10 protein-coding genes are annotated in these 16,823 nt (G+C 39.2%); 5 read left to right on the forward strand and 5 right to left on the reverse strand.

The features are described from left to right. Positions 1 to 17 precede the first annotated feature (17 nt). Positions 18 to 2,252 carry an ACP S-malonyltransferase gene (gene fabD / locus X939_RS22495; protein ID WP_044199636.1) on the forward strand — a complete coding sequence of 745 codons (2,235 nt, stop codon included), beginning with the start codon at positions 18 to 20 and terminating at the stop codon, positions 2,250 to 2,252. A 21-nt stretch (positions 2,253 to 2,273) separates the two neighbouring features. Next, positions 2,274 to 3,002: a thioesterase II family protein gene (locus X939_RS22500; RefSeq protein ID WP_044199639.1), complete on the forward strand. Its 729-nt coding sequence runs from the start codon at positions 2,274 to 2,276 to the stop codon at positions 3,000 to 3,002. Between the two features lie 115 nt (positions 3,003 to 3,117). Here the strand turns inward: X939_RS22500 and X939_RS0115300 are convergent, their stop codons facing one another. Further along, positions 3,118 to 3,723, reverse strand: a complete 606-nt coding sequence (locus X939_RS0115300; RefSeq protein WP_025764163.1) for a hypothetical protein — start codon at positions 3,721 to 3,723, stop codon at positions 3,118 to 3,120. A 277-nt stretch (positions 3,724 to 4,000) separates the two neighbouring features. Then, the gene (locus X939_RS24030; protein WP_262485436.1) at positions 4,001 to 4,123 is read right to left on the reverse strand and encodes a hypothetical protein; all 123 of its coding nucleotides are present in this window, start codon (positions 4,121 to 4,123) and stop codon (positions 4,001 to 4,003) included. A 148-nt stretch (positions 4,124 to 4,271) separates the two neighbouring features. Here X939_RS24030 and X939_RS0115310 point away from each other — a divergent pair, with 148 nt between their 5' ends. The 3 genes from X939_RS0115310 (at position 4,272) to X939_RS0115325 (ending at position 11,872) form a co-directional block, all read left to right on the forward strand. Next, positions 4,272 to 4,970: a LuxR C-terminal-related transcriptional regulator gene (locus X939_RS0115310; RefSeq protein WP_025764164.1), complete on the forward strand. Its 699-nt coding sequence runs from the start codon at positions 4,272 to 4,274 to the stop codon at positions 4,968 to 4,970. A gap of 1,106 nt (positions 4,971 to 6,076) precedes the next feature. After that, positions 6,077 to 9,061 (forward strand): DUF6923 family protein, encoded by a 2,985-nt coding sequence (locus X939_RS0115320; RefSeq protein WP_025764166.1) that lies wholly within the window; start codon positions 6,077 to 6,079, stop codon positions 9,059 to 9,061. A gap of 819 nt (positions 9,062 to 9,880) precedes the next feature. After that, positions 9,881 to 11,872 carry a T9SS type A sorting domain-containing protein gene (locus X939_RS0115325; protein WP_025764167.1) on the forward strand — a complete coding sequence of 664 codons (1,992 nt, stop codon included), beginning with the start codon at positions 9,881 to 9,883 and terminating at the stop codon, positions 11,870 to 11,872. Between the two features lie 98 nt (positions 11,873 to 11,970). Here the strand turns inward: X939_RS0115325 and X939_RS0115330 are convergent, their stop codons facing one another. From X939_RS0115330 to X939_RS22510, 3 genes are all read right to left on the reverse strand, one after another. After that, positions 11,971 to 14,070 (reverse strand): sensor histidine kinase, encoded by a 2,100-nt coding sequence (locus tag X939_RS0115330; protein WP_131694758.1) that lies wholly within the window; start codon positions 14,068 to 14,070, stop codon positions 11,971 to 11,973. Positions 14,071 to 14,184: 114 nt separating this feature from the next. Then, positions 14,185 to 14,823, reverse strand: a complete 639-nt coding sequence (locus X939_RS23145) for a response regulator transcription factor (RefSeq protein ID WP_025764169.1) — start codon at positions 14,821 to 14,823, stop codon at positions 14,185 to 14,187. A gap of 208 nt (positions 14,824 to 15,031) precedes the next feature. After that, entirely contained in the window at positions 15,032 to 16,768 is a 1,737-nt protein-coding gene (locus X939_RS22510; protein ID WP_025764170.1) for a DUF4153 domain-containing protein, read from the reverse strand. Positions 16,769 to 16,823: the final 55 nt, after the last annotated feature.

Here is a 16,823-nt window from a genome sequence, read left to right on the forward strand (position 1 = left end):
ACTTTAAAAATATTGATATGAAAGCAGTTATGTTCCCCGGCCAGGGGTCACAATTTAAAGGAATGGGCAAGGACCTATTTAAGGGATACAAAACAGAAACTATTGGTGCTTCTGAACTACTAGGATATGATCTGGAAGAACTTTGTTTGCGGGATCCTCAGAAATTATTAAGTCAAACTCAGTATACCCAGCCGGCTATCTATACCGTCAATTCCTTCGCTTATTTCGACCGTCCTACCCAGGTGCCATCTTATTTGATAGGTCATAGTTTAGGGGAGTATAATGCCCTACTGGCGAGTGGTGTATTCGATTTTATGACGGGCTTAAAGTTGGTAAAAAAAAGAGGAGAACTTATGGCCGCCGCTTCTGGTGGAGGGATGGCGGCAGTTTTAGGAGTATCAAGGGAACATCTTATTCAACTGCTCGCGGCGGAGGGGTTTATGGATGTTGATATTGCTAATCTGAACACCCCCACACAGACTGTGTTGTCAGGGCCTAAAACGACGATGTCGCAAGTAATAAAACAGTTTCTTGAACGGAAAATAAATATTATTCCCTTAAATGTAAGTGCCCCTTTTCATTCTCGCTATATGAAAGCGGCAGCAGACGAGTTTAAAATATTTCTAAAGGGTATTATTTTCCATCCTCTGAAAATTCCGGTAATTGCCAACGTCATGGCTCTGCCATATAGTAATGAACAGATTGCATCGGTATTGAGTGCCCAAATCGCTGGCCCAGTGCAATGGGTTGATTCTATCCGCTTACTTGTGGGGTATGGAGTGGATACTTTCGATGAAGTTAATGGGACTTTACTGACTAAAATGACCAATGAGATACGTCGAGAATGTAGTCCGATCTTGGATGATAAAGTGGATGACAAAATAAATCATATCATTACTGCTTCCGGGAGGACTGGGAAAGATGTTGAAAACCAAGTAGATGCAACCAGCTTAGGTAGCAAGGATTTCAAAGCTTCCTATAGGGTGAAATATTCGTATGTTGTGGGATCTATGTACAGAGGCATTTCATCGGCGGAAATGGTCATTAAATTGGCTCGTTCCGGGATTCTTAGCTTCTTCGGAAGCAACGAATTACCCTTAGATGTGGTTCAGCAAAATGTCAATCAAATTCAGGAGGCATTGAAAGGAAAGCATCCATTTGGTGTCGCTGTAAGGTATAACCCTAATGATACAAATTATGATATGCAGTTAATAGACTTATGTCTTCAGCTGGGAGTCAAAAATATTGAAGTTTCAGCATACTTGCAGCTTACTCCAGCCCTCATTCGTTTTAAGGCAAAAGGTATGCGTCGAGATGTGAAAGGCAATCCTATGAATGAGCATCGCATAATGGCCAAGGTATCAAGGCCTGAAGTGGCCGAGACTTTTTTTCAGCCTCCTTCGCAAGGCGATTTAGTAAAACTTGTAGAACATGGATTAATTACTGACCAACAGGCACAGGATGTCTCTAAGGTTTCAATTGCCGATGATATCTGTGTAGAGTCCGAGACTGTTGGGGCGCTGGTGCTATTGCCAAGTATAATCTTATTACAGAAGCAGATTATAAAAAAATTTCCGGAGGCCATTAAGGTTCGGATCGGATTGTCGGGGGGAATTGGGACTCCCCAAGCGATAGCTTGTGCCTATGTTTTGGGTGCCGACTTCGTACTTACGGGCTCCATAAATCAATGTACTGTGGAAGCAGGAATTAATGCGATTAGTAAAGATCTTCTCCAAGAAATTGATATTCATGATACTATCCTTGCTCCCTCGAGCGATTTCTTTGAAATGGGAGTTCAAGAGCAAGTTGTGAAAAAAGGGACGCTCTTTCCTTTAAGGGCTAGAAAGCTTTACACCCTATATTGTCAGTATAATTCGTTGGAGGAAATTCCGGAGAAAATTAAGTTTCAACTAGAAAGAGATTTTTTCAAGGCACCCATAGCACAAATGCTTCAACATGTTCAAAACGAACTTCTTAAACAGAATAAATATGATGAACTAGATAGAGTTAAGCAACAGCCAAAGTTGATGCTGGGACAGCTTTTTCGATTATACTTGGAGCGGTCGCGTTTATTGCCCTTCCAAGAAGAGGACAGCAATAAAATGAATTTTCAATTAAGATCAAGCCCAGCATTGGGTGCTTTCAATCAATTCGTATGTAGTACCTCTTTAGAAAGTTGGCGCAATCGTTATGTGGATAAAATTGGCGTGATGCTCATGGAACATGCCGCGGACATCTTATCTAAAAAATGAGGCCTAAAAATAATATATCAAATGAGCAATTCAAAGAGAAAAATATTCTTGCTGCATTTTGCAGGTGGAAGTAGATATTCTTACCAATTCCTTAGTCCGTATTTAGAGACTTTTGATTTAAGACCTCTGGAACTCCCAGGTCGGGGAAAACGACATCAGGAAAAGTTATTGGAAAGGTTTACGGATGCACTTGACGACATAACAAGTCAGATAGAAAAGGAAATTGAGCCCGATGTAGATCTTATTTTTGGACATAGCCTAGGTGCAATATTAGGTTTCTGGGTTACAGAACGTTTGGAGAAAATCAATAAAAAGCCTGGGTGCCTAATTGTTAGTGGCAATGCCAGCCCAGCAGTGGGCAAGTCAGATTTTTTGCAATCCTTACATCAGCTCCCTGAGGCAGAGTTTGCCAGTGCCCTTAGGAAAATGGGTGGAATTCCGGAAGAGCTTTTCCAAAATAAAGACTTATACAAATTTTACGAACCTATATTACGAGCAGACTTAAAACTTGTAGATTCTGTAGGCGGTCTTATGCCTGGGCTGATCAGAACGTCTATATTTGCAATGATGGGACACCAGGAAAAAAGTGCACATCGAATTGAACAGTGGCAGAGCTTCACCATTGCTGATTTCGAATATAAATGCATGGAAGGGGGACATTTTTTTATTTATCAGCACCCCGAAAAAATCGCAAATATTATTCAAGATATAGATAGCTCGAAGAAACAAGTTGATCTTCTCGCCACATAGAGTTTCTATCTTTACTTGATATGGGAAATATTCTATTTAAATAATATAAAGCCAGTTTTCCGCTCCCTTAGGTATTAGATGTGGAAAACTGGTTTTGTACTAATCTAATGGACTATTATTTGAAGCCCCCTGTAATCTTTAATTCATAATGACATTGACTTTGTTCATTTAATATCAACAGTTGAATTCCGATTTTAGCATTTATTCCAAGCTCCTCATTAATTCCATGAAGGTAAGGGGAGATCACGGGCCAAGTTAAATGATCGACAATCCCAGTAGTAAAGGCAATTTTATGGTACCGGTCTACGCCTCTAATAGTCATTTTAAGTTCTTGCTCATCTAGTCGGTTAATCGTAAAACTATACTCGGGATTGGCGGTGAAAATGGTGATCAAAATAATCTTAAAAAATCCTTCTATATCCCTATTAATGCCTTCTTTATCTAAACTGCGAGCAGCATTAATTTTCCCTAAATTATACATTGTATCATTAGCAATGGGGTCGATATGTTCGAAACCACAGTATGCGCCGGCATGTTTTAGAACAACTCCAAACATAGCCGCTGATATATCAGAAAGGCGCTGTACCAATTCAGAAGCAGAGCTTGGGAAAAGTTCTGCAATGAGTTGATCCCGATCAATATCAGGTAGATATTGATCATGGGCTCTAAAGGCTGAAAGTTGTGAATATAATGAAGGTAGCGTGTCTACTATTAAGGTCATAATGAAGTATTTAAAAGTAAGTATTTATCCGGTAGTTTAAGGAGGTAAAACCACCTCTTCAAATGGCTAGTTAAAAGCTTGAGAGCCTCAATAAAATTAGGGTGTCCAACGGTTATAATTAGTATTATGTAACCATTCAGATAATCTAATAATATCCACTAATTTAAATCTAATATTTGATATGTATGTCTATGCATTGAGGAAAAATGCAAAGAAAGTTCTAGATATCAGATAGGCAAGAATCAGTAATTCATTTACGGAATTACTTTCCTTCAAATTACTTCGTTCCTATCTTAAAATCGCCGTCATTACTAGCCAGAAAAGCCTGTTTTTCGGAGGTAGAGGAGGGCCAGTCGACTTCATTTCCACGCATGGTGATTAGCAATTTATTGCTAATCATAGTTTGTTCTATAGCATGAAATAGTCAATAACCGGGAGATGGAGGTAAATAATAGGTCAAAAAAAATCATATTTGCATAAGTTTGGAATAGAAAAGTATGGTCAAATTTTATTGATTATTTGATCGGAATGAAATTATAATTTTTACTATGTTACACACACTCATCATCGAAAGTAGACCAGTCATTCGCGAAGGAATTAAATGTTTGTTAAATGAAAAATTTGATAATATCCGTTTAATTGAAGTTGACAACATTCAAAACATTAAAAACAAATCTCAAGGTTTCAGCCCGGAACTGGTCATTATGGCAATAGACCGGCAAGGAGGGAATCGAATAGCAGAAGTAAAGAGTCATTTTAGAGAGAGCAAAATCATTATTTTTGATCCAAGTGGCTCTTCCGAATCGGCCATTCAATATCTCAAGTTTGGAGCTCATGGATACCTCTCTCAGGAAAGCGATGCGTCCATGCTGGAGCGTTGCGTAGGTATGGTCCTTGAAGGGAAATATTATATAGACCCATCGGATTTTAACAGCATGCTTACGGAACTTATTGATCATGGTTCGGTATCTACGAAACCCAATTCGAGCATGAGGAAGCTGTCTTTGACCATGCGGCAGAGAGAAATTGCCTTTTTATTGGCACAGGGCATGGGAACCTCAAAGATTGCAGAAAGGTTGGGACTAAAAGCCTCAACCATCAGCACAGTGAAGTACACGATTTTTTCCAAATTGAATGTGCAGAGTATAATAGAACTGAATAGGGTCTTACAAGAAAAAAACCTATTGGAAACGAAGCGGGGCACATCATCTGTTTCCACCGTATCAGGGTTGTCATCAAAAGGATAGGATTTATATCTCCTTACCCCCTCCCATTTTTTTGTTTCCATAAAAGCAATGTTTCGTTGCTTTTCTTTTCTGCGGCTTGGTATCGTACTCCCATCTTTTATTTTACTGGCCATAATAGAAATTGTGAAATACCTCTTAGACTGCGAATTAGTAAGAGAGGCTATTACGCATAGAAACAATAACGAAGGGTCGATTGGAGAAGACTTCTTTTTTAGCTTCCTCTCAATTTTTTCGTTCCGATGCTCAAACTTCGCGGCGTTTGAAGTTTATGTGCTAATCTGCTCCCTTTTATTCGCGTTTAAATTAATGGAAGCTAACTTTTTCATGGCTCGATATAGGAGGGGCATTCTCCCTAGGAGGCACTCCTTTTATATGCAATGGAGAGAAGCTGAAACGGCAATATATAAAATGGCAAGCTTTCCATTGAGTAAATCGGTAAAACACGAATTATCCATAGAATATTCTAGAAAATTATATAGCATAAATTTGCTAATTTATAATTGAGACATAGCATAAATTTATGTATTTGATCCTCAAGGGATAAAGTTTTATCGAATTCTACTAATATTTGCAGGGTTTCTATTGATGTAGTCCCATATTAAACTGAAGTATATTTTAAGAGAATAATTGTACAGATTTACTCATTTAATAACGTTTTCGGTCCCCTCCTTTTCAATAAAAAACCTTTCAAAAGATTTTCAATAAGCATCAGATCAGAAATTAGACTAAGTTTTTCACAAGAAATTATTCGAGACAATATTTTCTAAAGCGATCTCATAATAGACGTAAGTACAAATAAAAGTTTAGTTAATGGTTTAGATAGAACTTTTATCCATAAAAATCGAAGTAGTCAAATAACTTTTCATTATGTGTGATATAACGTTGCCGAACCTTACAAGGCCTGATATATTCTGATGCCGGAATCAAATTTAAACAGGAGATTTAATAACCTGGTCATTGAAAAATAAATGAACAGGTGCCTAAAATTATAGGCCTTATTACTTATAAATATTTTGGAAAATTAAATTTAGCAGAAGTAACATGTAAAATAGAGCATAACACAGCACCTAATTCAACACACTCTTCAAATAAACTATACATACGACATGGACATTAACACTATACATACTAACATACTATTTTTACGAAAAAGGTTTCTATTCAATAAGTTTATACTCTTATTATTTATTTCATTTTATGCTGCAGATAGTAATGCGGCGAATGTTACCGTCACTCTTTGGGCAGATGGAGATGGAAACGCTAGAAAAGCGACCCAAGAAAATGTAATCGATGGGAGTACCACGACAGTGTGGGTAAATTTATTAGATTTTGCCACCAACCAGGTAATTTCTCAAAAGGCGGTTGGTAACACCGGAGTTGCTACAATCACTGGGGCTATTAATAATGCTGCATATAGGCTGGTTTTAACCAGCTCCCAACCTGCCCTGGGTGATGTATTATTAGAATCATCCCTTCCTACCAATTGGGTAAACACCGGGGTTAATCTTACAGCCAATGCAACAGGAACAGGAGATGCCAGCAATCGGTCGGGGAAATTAGATATTAATATGCCTGCCAGCGGTAATTTGTCAAACATTTTTTTTGGAATTGAACAACGGCCTACAGCCTTGTCTGTTACCGCCTCTGCCCAACAGAATCCTGGTGGTAATTATCAAATGGGAGTTGTTTCACCAAATGCGCTCGACGCTGAAGATGGCAATATATGGTCCACCGGAACAGGAACCGTAAAGATTGAAACGCTGCCTACCAATGGGGTGCTCTATTATAATGGAAGTTTGGTAACACTGGGGCAGGTAATTGGAAATTTTAATCAAAATCTATTAAAACTGGATCCGAATGATGGGGTTTCAAGTGTAGCGTTTAATTATTCCGTAATCGATAGGGCTGGCGCGTCTAGTTCTGATATCGGGACCATCACAATGCCCTTGACAGAGCCTATAGAATTTACCTGTGACTCTTATGTCTATCAGGTACTTGCTGCAACAGCGGCAAATAATAGTACACTATACCGTTATAATCCATTCTCGGGATCGAGAGTGGCAATTAAAACCCTGTCCTCCAGGTATAATGCCATTGGGTATAATGTTAAAGACAATTTAATATGGGGTACCGACGACCATCAAAACAGACTTGTTCGTATCGATGCCCAAGGAAATGAAACGTTTTATACTGTTCCAAATTTGCCTACTTCAACTTATAATAATGCGGATGTGACCACCGATGGATACTATTATATATTTCAGTCAAGTGAATCCAAATTTTATGTAATTGATTTAAATGAGACTAGTCCTAATTTTTTGAAGTTAGTAGATCCTACAATAGGCTATGCACTGGATACCAGTCCATATGGTACGACTTTTAATAACCATGGTAGTTCCGATATAGCCTATAATCCTACGGATAATTATTTTTATACGATCAGAACAGGTACAGGGACTAATCCTTATAAAATGATTAAATATAGCCCTGTTGATATGTCGTCCACGGTAGCTACGAATTCGGTGCGCGGAGGAGGTATTCAGGGTGAAGGCTGGGGAGCAGGTGCTACTTTTTTCGACAAGGATGGCAACTTCTTTATTTTTAACAACCAGCAAGGCAAATATTACAGGATCGACTTGGTTACCAATGAAGCAACATTACTTTCTACAGGTATTTCCAGCAGTTATAATGACGGAGCATCTTGCCCTACTGCGGAGTCATTTCGTATTGATTTAGGAGATGCCCCGGATACATATCAGACTTTATATAATAGTGGTGGACCCTCACACACCATAAATGCAAATCTCTTATTGGGACAGAATATTGATCCCGAGGACGAAGGAAAACCTTCAGTAGATGCAGATGGTGATGACAATACCGATGTGCCCGACGATGAAGACGGATTGCCAGTTATTCCCGCCTTGGGCACCGCTTATACCTCTTATAATCTTAAGGTGGATGTCACTAATAATACTGGTGCTGCGGCAACATTAAGTGGGTGGATAGATTTTAATAGAAATGGAGTCTTTAATAGCTCTGAAAGGGCTCAGGTTAACGTTCCTGCTGGAGCAACGTCCGTCACCTTAAATTGGACGGGTTTAAGTGGACTTAGTGCTGGTCAGAGTTATATCCGCTTGCGGCTGGCATCTATCGCTTCAGAAGTAGCTAATCCAGGTGGTGACAGTGGGTCGGCAAATAATGGGGAAGTAGAAGACTATCCTATCACTATCTATCAGACTCCACCGCCCACTGCGGTTCCTGATGAATTTTCAACATCATGTGAAATGGGCTCAGTAAATATACTGGAGAATGATATAGCGGGTGGTGCTCCCATTGTCCCTGCCCAAACCCGTCTCATTGATCCTGCTGACGGGAGCCGAGTTCTGACTGTAAGCATCGCCGGAGAAGGGGTGTATACGCTCGATCCAGGTACAGGTATCGTTCAATTTACGCCCGCGTCTAACTTTCAGGGAATTTCTACTGTGGACTACGTTATAGTCGATGAAAATGCATTGGAGTCTACCTCGACTATTTCTGTTAATGTGAACTGTCCTTTGCCAGTAACCCTGATATCGTTTTCGGCAACTACAGAATCCGAAACGACAATTCTCAGCTGGTCTACCGTGATGGAGTCGAATAGTTCACATTTCGTAATAGAACGCAGTAATGATGCCAAAACCTGGAATGCAATAGGTCAAGTAGAAACCCATGGAGAAAGTGAGCAACTACGTAAATATGATTTTATTGATCAGCATCCGTTGAAGGGTGAAAATCTTTATCGCCTAAAAATGGTAGACCTCGACCTTAGTTTTAGCTACAGTCGCCTGGTCAGTGTGAAATTTAAGCAAGTAGAATCGGGCCTTTCCGTTTACCCTAATCCAGCCACTGAGTACTTGATGGTTGATCAGTATCAAGAGGGAAGTTTATATCAACTTATAAGGCAGAATGGCGACCCGGTAAATGCTGGATGGTCGAAAATTGAAGCTACGGGTAAGATTCGGCTCGACGGCCTTACTTCAGGAATATACCTGCTCAATATAATGAATGTCGACGGGGCGCTGGAAAGTCATAAAGTCATCGTTATAAAATAATATAGGATACCCTGATAGGTCATTTGTGCCTACTCCAGGCCTGTCAGGGTAATCTTATGCATACCTACGGGAAGCCCGCCTCCTCCTAAAATACTACTGTGTGGTCGGGATCTGGTTCTATAAGCTTTCGAGCATCAGGGTAATAGTTCTCAAACCTGTCATAGATAGTTCCCGGCAAACAACGAGATTCCATAAGACTTGCGGGCCTGTAGAGTAATAGAAACTGCCAATTCAATAACCCTGATTGACTTTGTAACCTATGCTGTTGCACTTAGACAGCATGAGGTCCCGATTCTAAGGTTGTGTTTAGCCTAAGGAGCCCTTCGATTAGTTTCCTGCAAAGTCTAACAAAATGATACTTTCTAAAGCAGAGTGGATCATACATCTATTTGTGGCCAGCATTGGTTGGCCATATTCCCTAAAGTATACATTGGACTCATTTACCTGTAGGTAAGCACTTGCCGTAGAGTCCCCATCCACTACCTATTCCGAAAAATCTATGGGTGGATATACTATGTATGCATGCTCCCTTGATTATTCCTAAAATCTATGCTGGTTGCTGAATTGTGGTAACAAATTTTTGTTAAATAGCCCATTGAAGATAGCATCATTATGTTATACACTTTAGTATTTTTTTTGACTAGGTATATTGTTGTAATATTTGCACGTGAGAGATTAAAATATTATTCAGTTAAATACTTAGCCAAAACATACTAGGCCAAAGGAAAAATAATTTTTAAGCACTAATCCTTAGCATTCGATTGAATAGTGTGCTGATCTTAAAAAATTGAATTAAATTATAATTAAATATACACGCTTATGAAAAGTCTAATAACTACACTTATAAATTGTTTCATACTTCTGTTCGCTATCTGTTCGTCTGTTCTTGCCCAAACCACTTCCTATCGTACTATTAATTGGTCTACTCTCGGTGCTAATCCCTCAACTGTAGCTTCATCTTCTGGCCAAACTTTTCTAAATATTGGAGAAAAGCTGGGCATTCCACAATTGAATGGAGTAAGCCTGAATCTTAGGTATGTATATGATGGATCCCCTACCCCATGTTTAGGAGGGAGCCCCGGACAGCAACTATATATCAATGGAGCTGGAAATGTTAATAGCAAATCTGTCTGGACTAACAATGAGTTCAATATTTACGATGGGAGATTAACGGTTACCCTTAGTTCTCCTTTTCAGATGAGATGGAATAATATGGGTACGGGTTTTATCGGTGGAGAGTCACTTAGTTATGGTCCTACAGCGGTTGGGAGCATAACTTCAACTCATTCTGGATCTGGCATGATTCTAACCGATGATGCCATTTCTAATGGAAATGCCGTTAACTGTAGTTCTATAACTAACTATGGCTTTGGACAGTGGACTACCAGTTCTCCAGTTACGCAAATATATACTATTGCTAATGGGGGGCAAGGATCTGTTGGTTCCCTGCAAATAGGTGTGGTTAGCTACACTTTGTCAGGAAATATATACAATGACGGTAATGGATTAAATGATTCTGGCGGGGCCTTAGTTAATACTTCAGGTGTAGGCGCAATCGATCCCGTCGATGGAGCATTAAGTTTGGGCGAAGCACTTTATGTAACCTTGGTGGATAGTGCTGGTAATGGTCTGCAAACCATTCCTGTTTCTAATACTGGAACTTATACATTCTCTACAGTAAACCCTGGAACATATTCAGTGGTTTTAAGTACGAATGCAAGTGGAAATACGGTGGGAAATGCTCCACTTCCGACCGACTGGAATTTTACCGGGGAGCAATTAGGGGTCGTTCCGGGGACGTCAGATGGGACAGTAAACGGGCTTTTAACGGGAGTGGTTATTTCTACTGCTGACGTTACCAATGCCAATTTTGGTGTCAATAAAAAGCCCGAAGTAGCCGAAGGGGTGGATGACTCTAGAAAAAACCCAGGTTCAAATGTTCAAAGTCCAGTGAGCTCAGCGAGATTTTCCGGAACGGATCTTGAAGATGGAGCCTATGCAAACAACTTATCTGGAAGATCGGTAAGACTGGTGCCAGTAACTGGGGGTACGTTATATTATAATGGAGTCCTTGTTAACCCGGAAGGAGTACTAGTATCTAACTTTAATCCTTCTCTGGTGACTGTAGATCCTGATGGAGCTGATTCCTCTACCGAGATAGTCGTTGAGCTGGCTTATTCTGTTTTCGATGATGCTGGCATAGAGTCGGATCCGAAGGTTATTCAGGTTCCCTTTGATGCTGATGCCTTGCCCGTGAAACTTATAAGCTATGATGTTAGGAATGGGGGGGAGAATTCAGTCATTCTGAATTGGTCCACTGCTTTGGAAATTAATAGCGATAGGTTTGAGATTGAACGTAGTCATGACGCCAATCACTGGGAAAATATTGGAAAAATAGTTTCTGAAGGAGAAAGCAATAGACAAAGGGATTATCATTTTGTTGACGAAACTCCATTTACTGGTACAAATTATTATAGGCTGAAAATGATTGATAAAGACAACAGCTATCAGTACAGCCGTATTAGATCGATAAATTTGTCAGGTGAATCATTTCAGTTTAGTCTATACCCTAACCCAAGTGATCAGTTATTATTTATTAATGACGAGAAAGATAATTCTATTCCAATGGATAAGGTTAGGCAAATTGTGATATCTAATTTGAGTGGAGCGACTGTACTCTCCTTTCCCAAACCTCTCCCTGTTACATCAGAAGGAATCGATATAAGTGCACTTAACTCTGGTATTTATATTGTGAAATTATTCCTGATTGATGGCTCACTAAGCACACACAAGCTGGTCGTAAACAAATAATGAAGGTCTTCCTTCTCCAGATGTACTTATTCATTTAAGTAGGTCTGGAGAGGTCCTTCCAGACCAATCTTTCCCCATTCTAATACTCAACTGCAAACCTATTTTTGAAGGGTTATATTATTCGCCTCTTCTGTATATAACTTATATCTGGGTTTGGGGATAGATAAGCGTATTTCTGTTCCATTGAAGCTAGAATTGATAGTTAACTGACCGCATAACTTAGCCGCTCGGTCTTGAATAGATAAAATACCTACGGAACCTTTTTTTGCTACTTCTTGGATATCGAATCCTCTTCCATTATCTGACAAATTGAGATGGACTGTATTCAATTCTTCATAAATTAATAATGTAATAGAATTAGCTTTTCCGTGCTTAAGAATATTTGTCAGCGCTTCCTGAATTATTCTTAAGAGATGAATTTTTGCATTAAAGTCAAGATAGGATAAGGCGGCAGTGTCGATGTCGAGGTTTTTTTTGTAATGAGGGGCCGGAAATGCACCATTGACCAGGGATTCCATTCGAGAAGCAAAAACGGTATCGGTGAGATTGCTTGCGCTATCCTTAAACCATTTGTGACTTTTATCCCTTGATATTTGGTATATCTCATTTATTTGATTTTGAAGAAGTTTTAGCTTATCGCCCACTGGGTTTGTAGGGTGATCTAAAATCAATAATTCGATTTGGTGACTTACGGCCGCAATAGAAGACGTGAGATTATCGTGTAAATCCTGGCCTAGTATTTTTCGTTCTTCTTCTCGAGCAGCTTCGATTTCATATACTTGTAATTTGGTAGAATCTTCGATCTGGTGAACCAACTCCTCTGTTCTTTTTAAGGTTATTTGGTAGCGCCAGATCAAGCCAAGAATAATAAGAATGGATATGGTAAGGATAAACAAGAAAATGATTTTGCCATATTTTTGCCGCTCTGTAAGATAAAGAATATGTTGGTCTCGTTGGCCTAAATCGAATACTTGCTTCATCTCAAGAGCTTTTCCTTGCAGTTCTAAAAGGTGCTTACGCTCCTGAAACTGCATCATTTGTTCATGATATGCCAGTGCCTTGGTGGTATTCCCCTTTACTCGCTGTTCTTGGTATAGCTCCTGAAGCACCTTATAAATAACTGGTTTCCTATAATCAGTTAAGTTGAGCTTAGTGAAGACTTTCTCACTCTGGGAGGCTAATCCCATCCGTCGTAGACTTAATCCCTTATATACCATAGCACTTTCCCATCCATCAATAATTTCTAGATTTGGGAAAGTGTGATATGCAGAATCTATTCTTGCCAATACTTCTGGGTATTTACCCTCTTCGAAAGCTATACCTGCCGTTAAAACGTAAGAATAAGCCAATAGTCGCTTATACCATTTCTTCTTAGGTGTCAGTTTAGCTTCTTCATGCAATGAGAATATGCGTTGGGAATATTTTGCTTCTTTGGTGCTTTGGTATAGGGTAAAGTTCGCAACTTGCTTTAATCGAATAATGTATGCTGCCAAAGCTAGATTCTTGGGAGTTTGAGCCAGTCTAGCAATAAGTGTACCCGCACTATCTGCGTAAATTAAGGTTTGCAACGGAAGCTCCAATCGCTCGAATAATTGAGCAATGGTAGTATATTTTGGTAAAACAACATTAGAGTCTCTCGATTGTTTCGCCACCGCTATGGCTTTTTTTAAAGTAAAATATGCATTCTCAAAGTTATCTTCTTCTATCTGGAAGACCGCTTGAATGGCTAGTACTCTAGAGAACTGCCCTAAGTTGGGATTCTGTGATTTGGGAAATAGTTTTAAATATAAATTGCAATACTGCATCCCAATTTCTTGATAAGGGTAATTGTAATCATTTCCTCGACCCCTCAGACTCTTTTTATTTTTATGGTAATTCGTAGCTCGGAACAGATATTGGCAAATATCAAATAGAAAAGTTCTTTGCTCTTTTAGGGTAGTAATGTCTTTATATCGAGGGGCAAATAACAAACATAATGAATCGGTCTGCTCATATTCTTTTATGGTCCATTCTTCAATTTCATAGGTATGGGAAAGTATTTTTTGTGTTTCGGCGATCGTCAGATGCTGTGGGTCTTTAGGTTTTAGGGTGTCGGGTAGTGCTTGAAATAAATGGTTACTAATTTGTGCTTCGGAAAATTGTGGACTAATCAGACTGATCATTAGCGAGAAGACGAATATGCGTAAGACTAGGGGCATTTTGTAATTGAAAAAATATTCCTATTGAAAATGAATTTTACGACGAACTTCTGCTCCTACCTGAAAACTTGAGATCTTTCTCAGGAAGTAAGCTTCGAGAGTAACCATTTGAAGTCATATAAGGCCTCGCTTCCTAGAAAATGCTAAAAGCTCAACAATGGAAGAACATTTGGCTTTCTGCATCATGTGTCGACGGTGGGCTATGATGGTGTGCTTACTTAAAAATAATTTTTCCGCAGCCTCGATTATAGAAAGACCTTGTGCAAAAAGTTGCAAAATCTCTAGTTCTCTCGTAGTAAATGGGATCGGATCTGTCTCAGCGGTCTCAGTGATGATATTGGAAATAAATGGGCTCGTGAATATATGGCCCTGCTGTATATCTTTTATACACTCTACTACTTCTCCAAAGCCACTTGATTTGCTAATAAATCCCTCGGGTGAATAAAGAAATATATATTTGATCACATTGGGATCAATAACACTACTAACAATGATGACTTTGATTCTTTTATTTAACCTTCTCGCCTCGCTTATCAGGGGAATGGCATGTTTGTCTTTAATATAATAATCTATAAATAAAAAAATATTCTTCTTTGAAGAATTCTCTATAAAAAATCTTATTAAATCCTTTTCATCAATGAATATGTGAACAGATTCGAAAATATTCAAGCGTTCTAATACCAAAGAAAAGGAATCTGCAAACATCCTATGGTCCTCAAAAATGATAGCTACCGAATTCGGATTTTGTATCATTAGTGTGTTGTTTATTATTTTTATTGAATTTATTCTTTAAAATAATAAACATGTTTGAGACCACAAAAAAATTACTCAGTCGAACTGTCAAACATTAGTACTGATATATAGTAAATAATCTATAATTCCTCTGGATGTTTTGTAGAATTAATATTTAGAATGTGTCTCTGTAGTTCTTGTTAGGGTGTTTTTGAACCTAGCATACTTTTCAATACAATAGCACCCCATTGGTTATAAAATTTTTGTTCTGGTCCATCGTAATGGAGTAAAGAACTACTCTGAGTCTTTTTCCCTGGTGGTCACCTTCGAAGGTCATGGCTGCTTTAGGAATATTGTTTTGGATATATCCATATTTCTCTCCGATAGCTCTAACCCTATTTCTCAAATCGCATAGCATCACCGGGGTGCCGTGTTTAGAGATAATCAGCTCACTGCCGCGAATTACAAAGCTCCACTCTTCTTTCTCGGAGCTGTTTTTTTGAAAACTATCAAAGGACTTAAGATGTTCAAACCCCGCTACCTCCATCACTTCGTCGTAGTCGGTACCGAAACTGATGGACTCGTTCTTAGAACCCTTATTACTGATTAGTCTGGATAAGTAGGTGTATTGGTCATTGCCGGAGGAAGAGTTATCGGGTGTAGGTAAGGGGTTTGGAAAAAAGATGGCTAGTGCCGTAGAGTCTCTTTCCTTGAAATAATTGACTATGGAAAATAATTGTTCATACTCTTCAGCCGAAAGGGACGATTTGCTTACTATTTTCCCTTTATCGTTCAATAGATGACGGGATTGGGCAAGACTTCGGAAAGCGGCTAGCTGACTCTTCCGGGATACCTGAAATATATTCCAGGGCCCAAATACGAGGAAAAGGCAGAGAATAGAAAGGGAAATGGGAATCCAGATAATATCTTTTCTCTTGCTAAATAAAAAATAAAGGGTCTGCGCCCCTAACCAACATGCCATGGCTACTACGATATAGCGATTTTCGGTTATGCCATAGTCGTATATACGCCGGAGAATTCCAACAAATAATAAGATGAGTAAGGGTAGCAATGCCAGGTAAAACCTACGACTAAAGAGATGTACCCATTTCTCTTTGTGTTGATGACGCAGAGGGTACAGCAGCAAGAGGGCAAATATTCCGGCTACCGAGAATGCCAGAACGAGATAGGCTACCCCTCCTGAAGGTAAGCTCCAATTAATTAAAATTTTACCTGTGTACACGTATAAGATCAGCAAATACACGACTTCCAAGGGAAGTAATACATATTGGGTGAAAATTTTAAGTCCTGTAGGATAAGAGGTATCGTTCTGAAGGTGAGCGAGATGGGCAGGTACCTTACTTAGAAAAAATAAACTGTGAAAGAATGAGAAAATTAGTATGGCCAAATCTGCTTCTATTTCAAATAAGTATTTTATTTCAAATAAAAATTCTACTGTTTTCACAGCGATTAATAGGCCTATAAATAGGGTGACAGCGTAAAGTGTGGCATTCAAAAATTGCAAAAACAAAGCCTTGTTAAACTGCCAGAAGGCATTGGATTCATGGTGCTTCAGGAAGGGTGCATAGGCTACCCATAAATGGGCCCCTACGAAAAGTACGGCGAAACGATAGTAATCGGTAACCGTGGGTGAAGGGCTGATTCCAAACAGAAAATAAAGCACCATCAGGATCAAAAGCAGTCCAAATCCTATTAGTTTCCATCGGCGGGGATGAGATCTTCTCTCAGCAGCAAACGAAATGCCAATCATAAGCGGACAGGCTAGCAGCCCAATCAGGAGAAGTTTTGTCAGAAGTTCCTTGTAAAGTGGTGTGTTTTTGGTATCCTCAATAAGTGAAATATGGACAGCAGTTCGAAAAATAACCAGTATGAGAACCCAGATAAATCTTGAAAAGGTGCTAAAAATGCTAGCTAATGCTTCTTTTAGAGAAATGGATCGGAACATATAGATTGCCGGGCTAGGGAGAAGATGGTACAAATAAGGTCAATTTTTTGATCAT

Origin of the sequence: Dyadobacter tibetensis Y620-1 (assembly GCF_000566685.1) — a bacterium.
In the GTDB taxonomy this organism is placed as follows: Bacteria; Bacteroidota; Bacteroidia; order Cytophagales; family Spirosomataceae; genus Dyadobacter; species Dyadobacter tibetensis.

Coding starts and splice junctions, on each gene's coding strand:
- X939_RS0115300 (WP_025764163.1), bottom strand. CDS start 3,723: ATGACCTTAATAGTAGACACGCTACCTTCATTATATTCACAACTTTCA.
- X939_RS22510 (WP_025764170.1), bottom strand. CDS start 16,768: ATGTTCCGATCCATTTCTCTAAAAGAAGCATTAGCTAGCATTTTTAGC.
- X939_RS24030 (WP_262485436.1), bottom strand. CDS start 4,123: ATGATTAGCAATAAATTGCTAATCACCATGCGTGGAAATGAAGTCGAC.
- X939_RS0115320 (WP_025764166.1), top strand. CDS start 6,077: ATGGACATTAACACTATACATACTAACATACTATTTTTACGAAAAAGG.
- X939_RS0115310 (WP_025764164.1), top strand. CDS start 4,272: ATGTTACACACACTCATCATCGAAAGTAGACCAGTCATTCGCGAAGGA.
- X939_RS23145 (WP_025764169.1), bottom strand. CDS start 14,823: ATGATACAAAATCCGAATTCGGTAGCTATCATTTTTGAGGACCATAGG.
- X939_RS0115330 (WP_131694758.1), bottom strand. CDS start 14,070: ATGCCCCTAGTCTTACGCATATTCGTCTTCTCGCTAATGATCAGTCTG.
- X939_RS22500 (WP_044199639.1), top strand. CDS start 2,274: ATGAGCAATTCAAAGAGAAAAATATTCTTGCTGCATTTTGCAGGTGGA.
- X939_RS0115325 (WP_025764167.1), top strand. CDS start 9,881: ATGAAAAGTCTAATAACTACACTTATAAATTGTTTCATACTTCTGTTC.
- fabD (WP_044199636.1), top strand. CDS start 18: ATGAAAGCAGTTATGTTCCCCGGCCAGGGGTCACAATTTAAAGGAATG.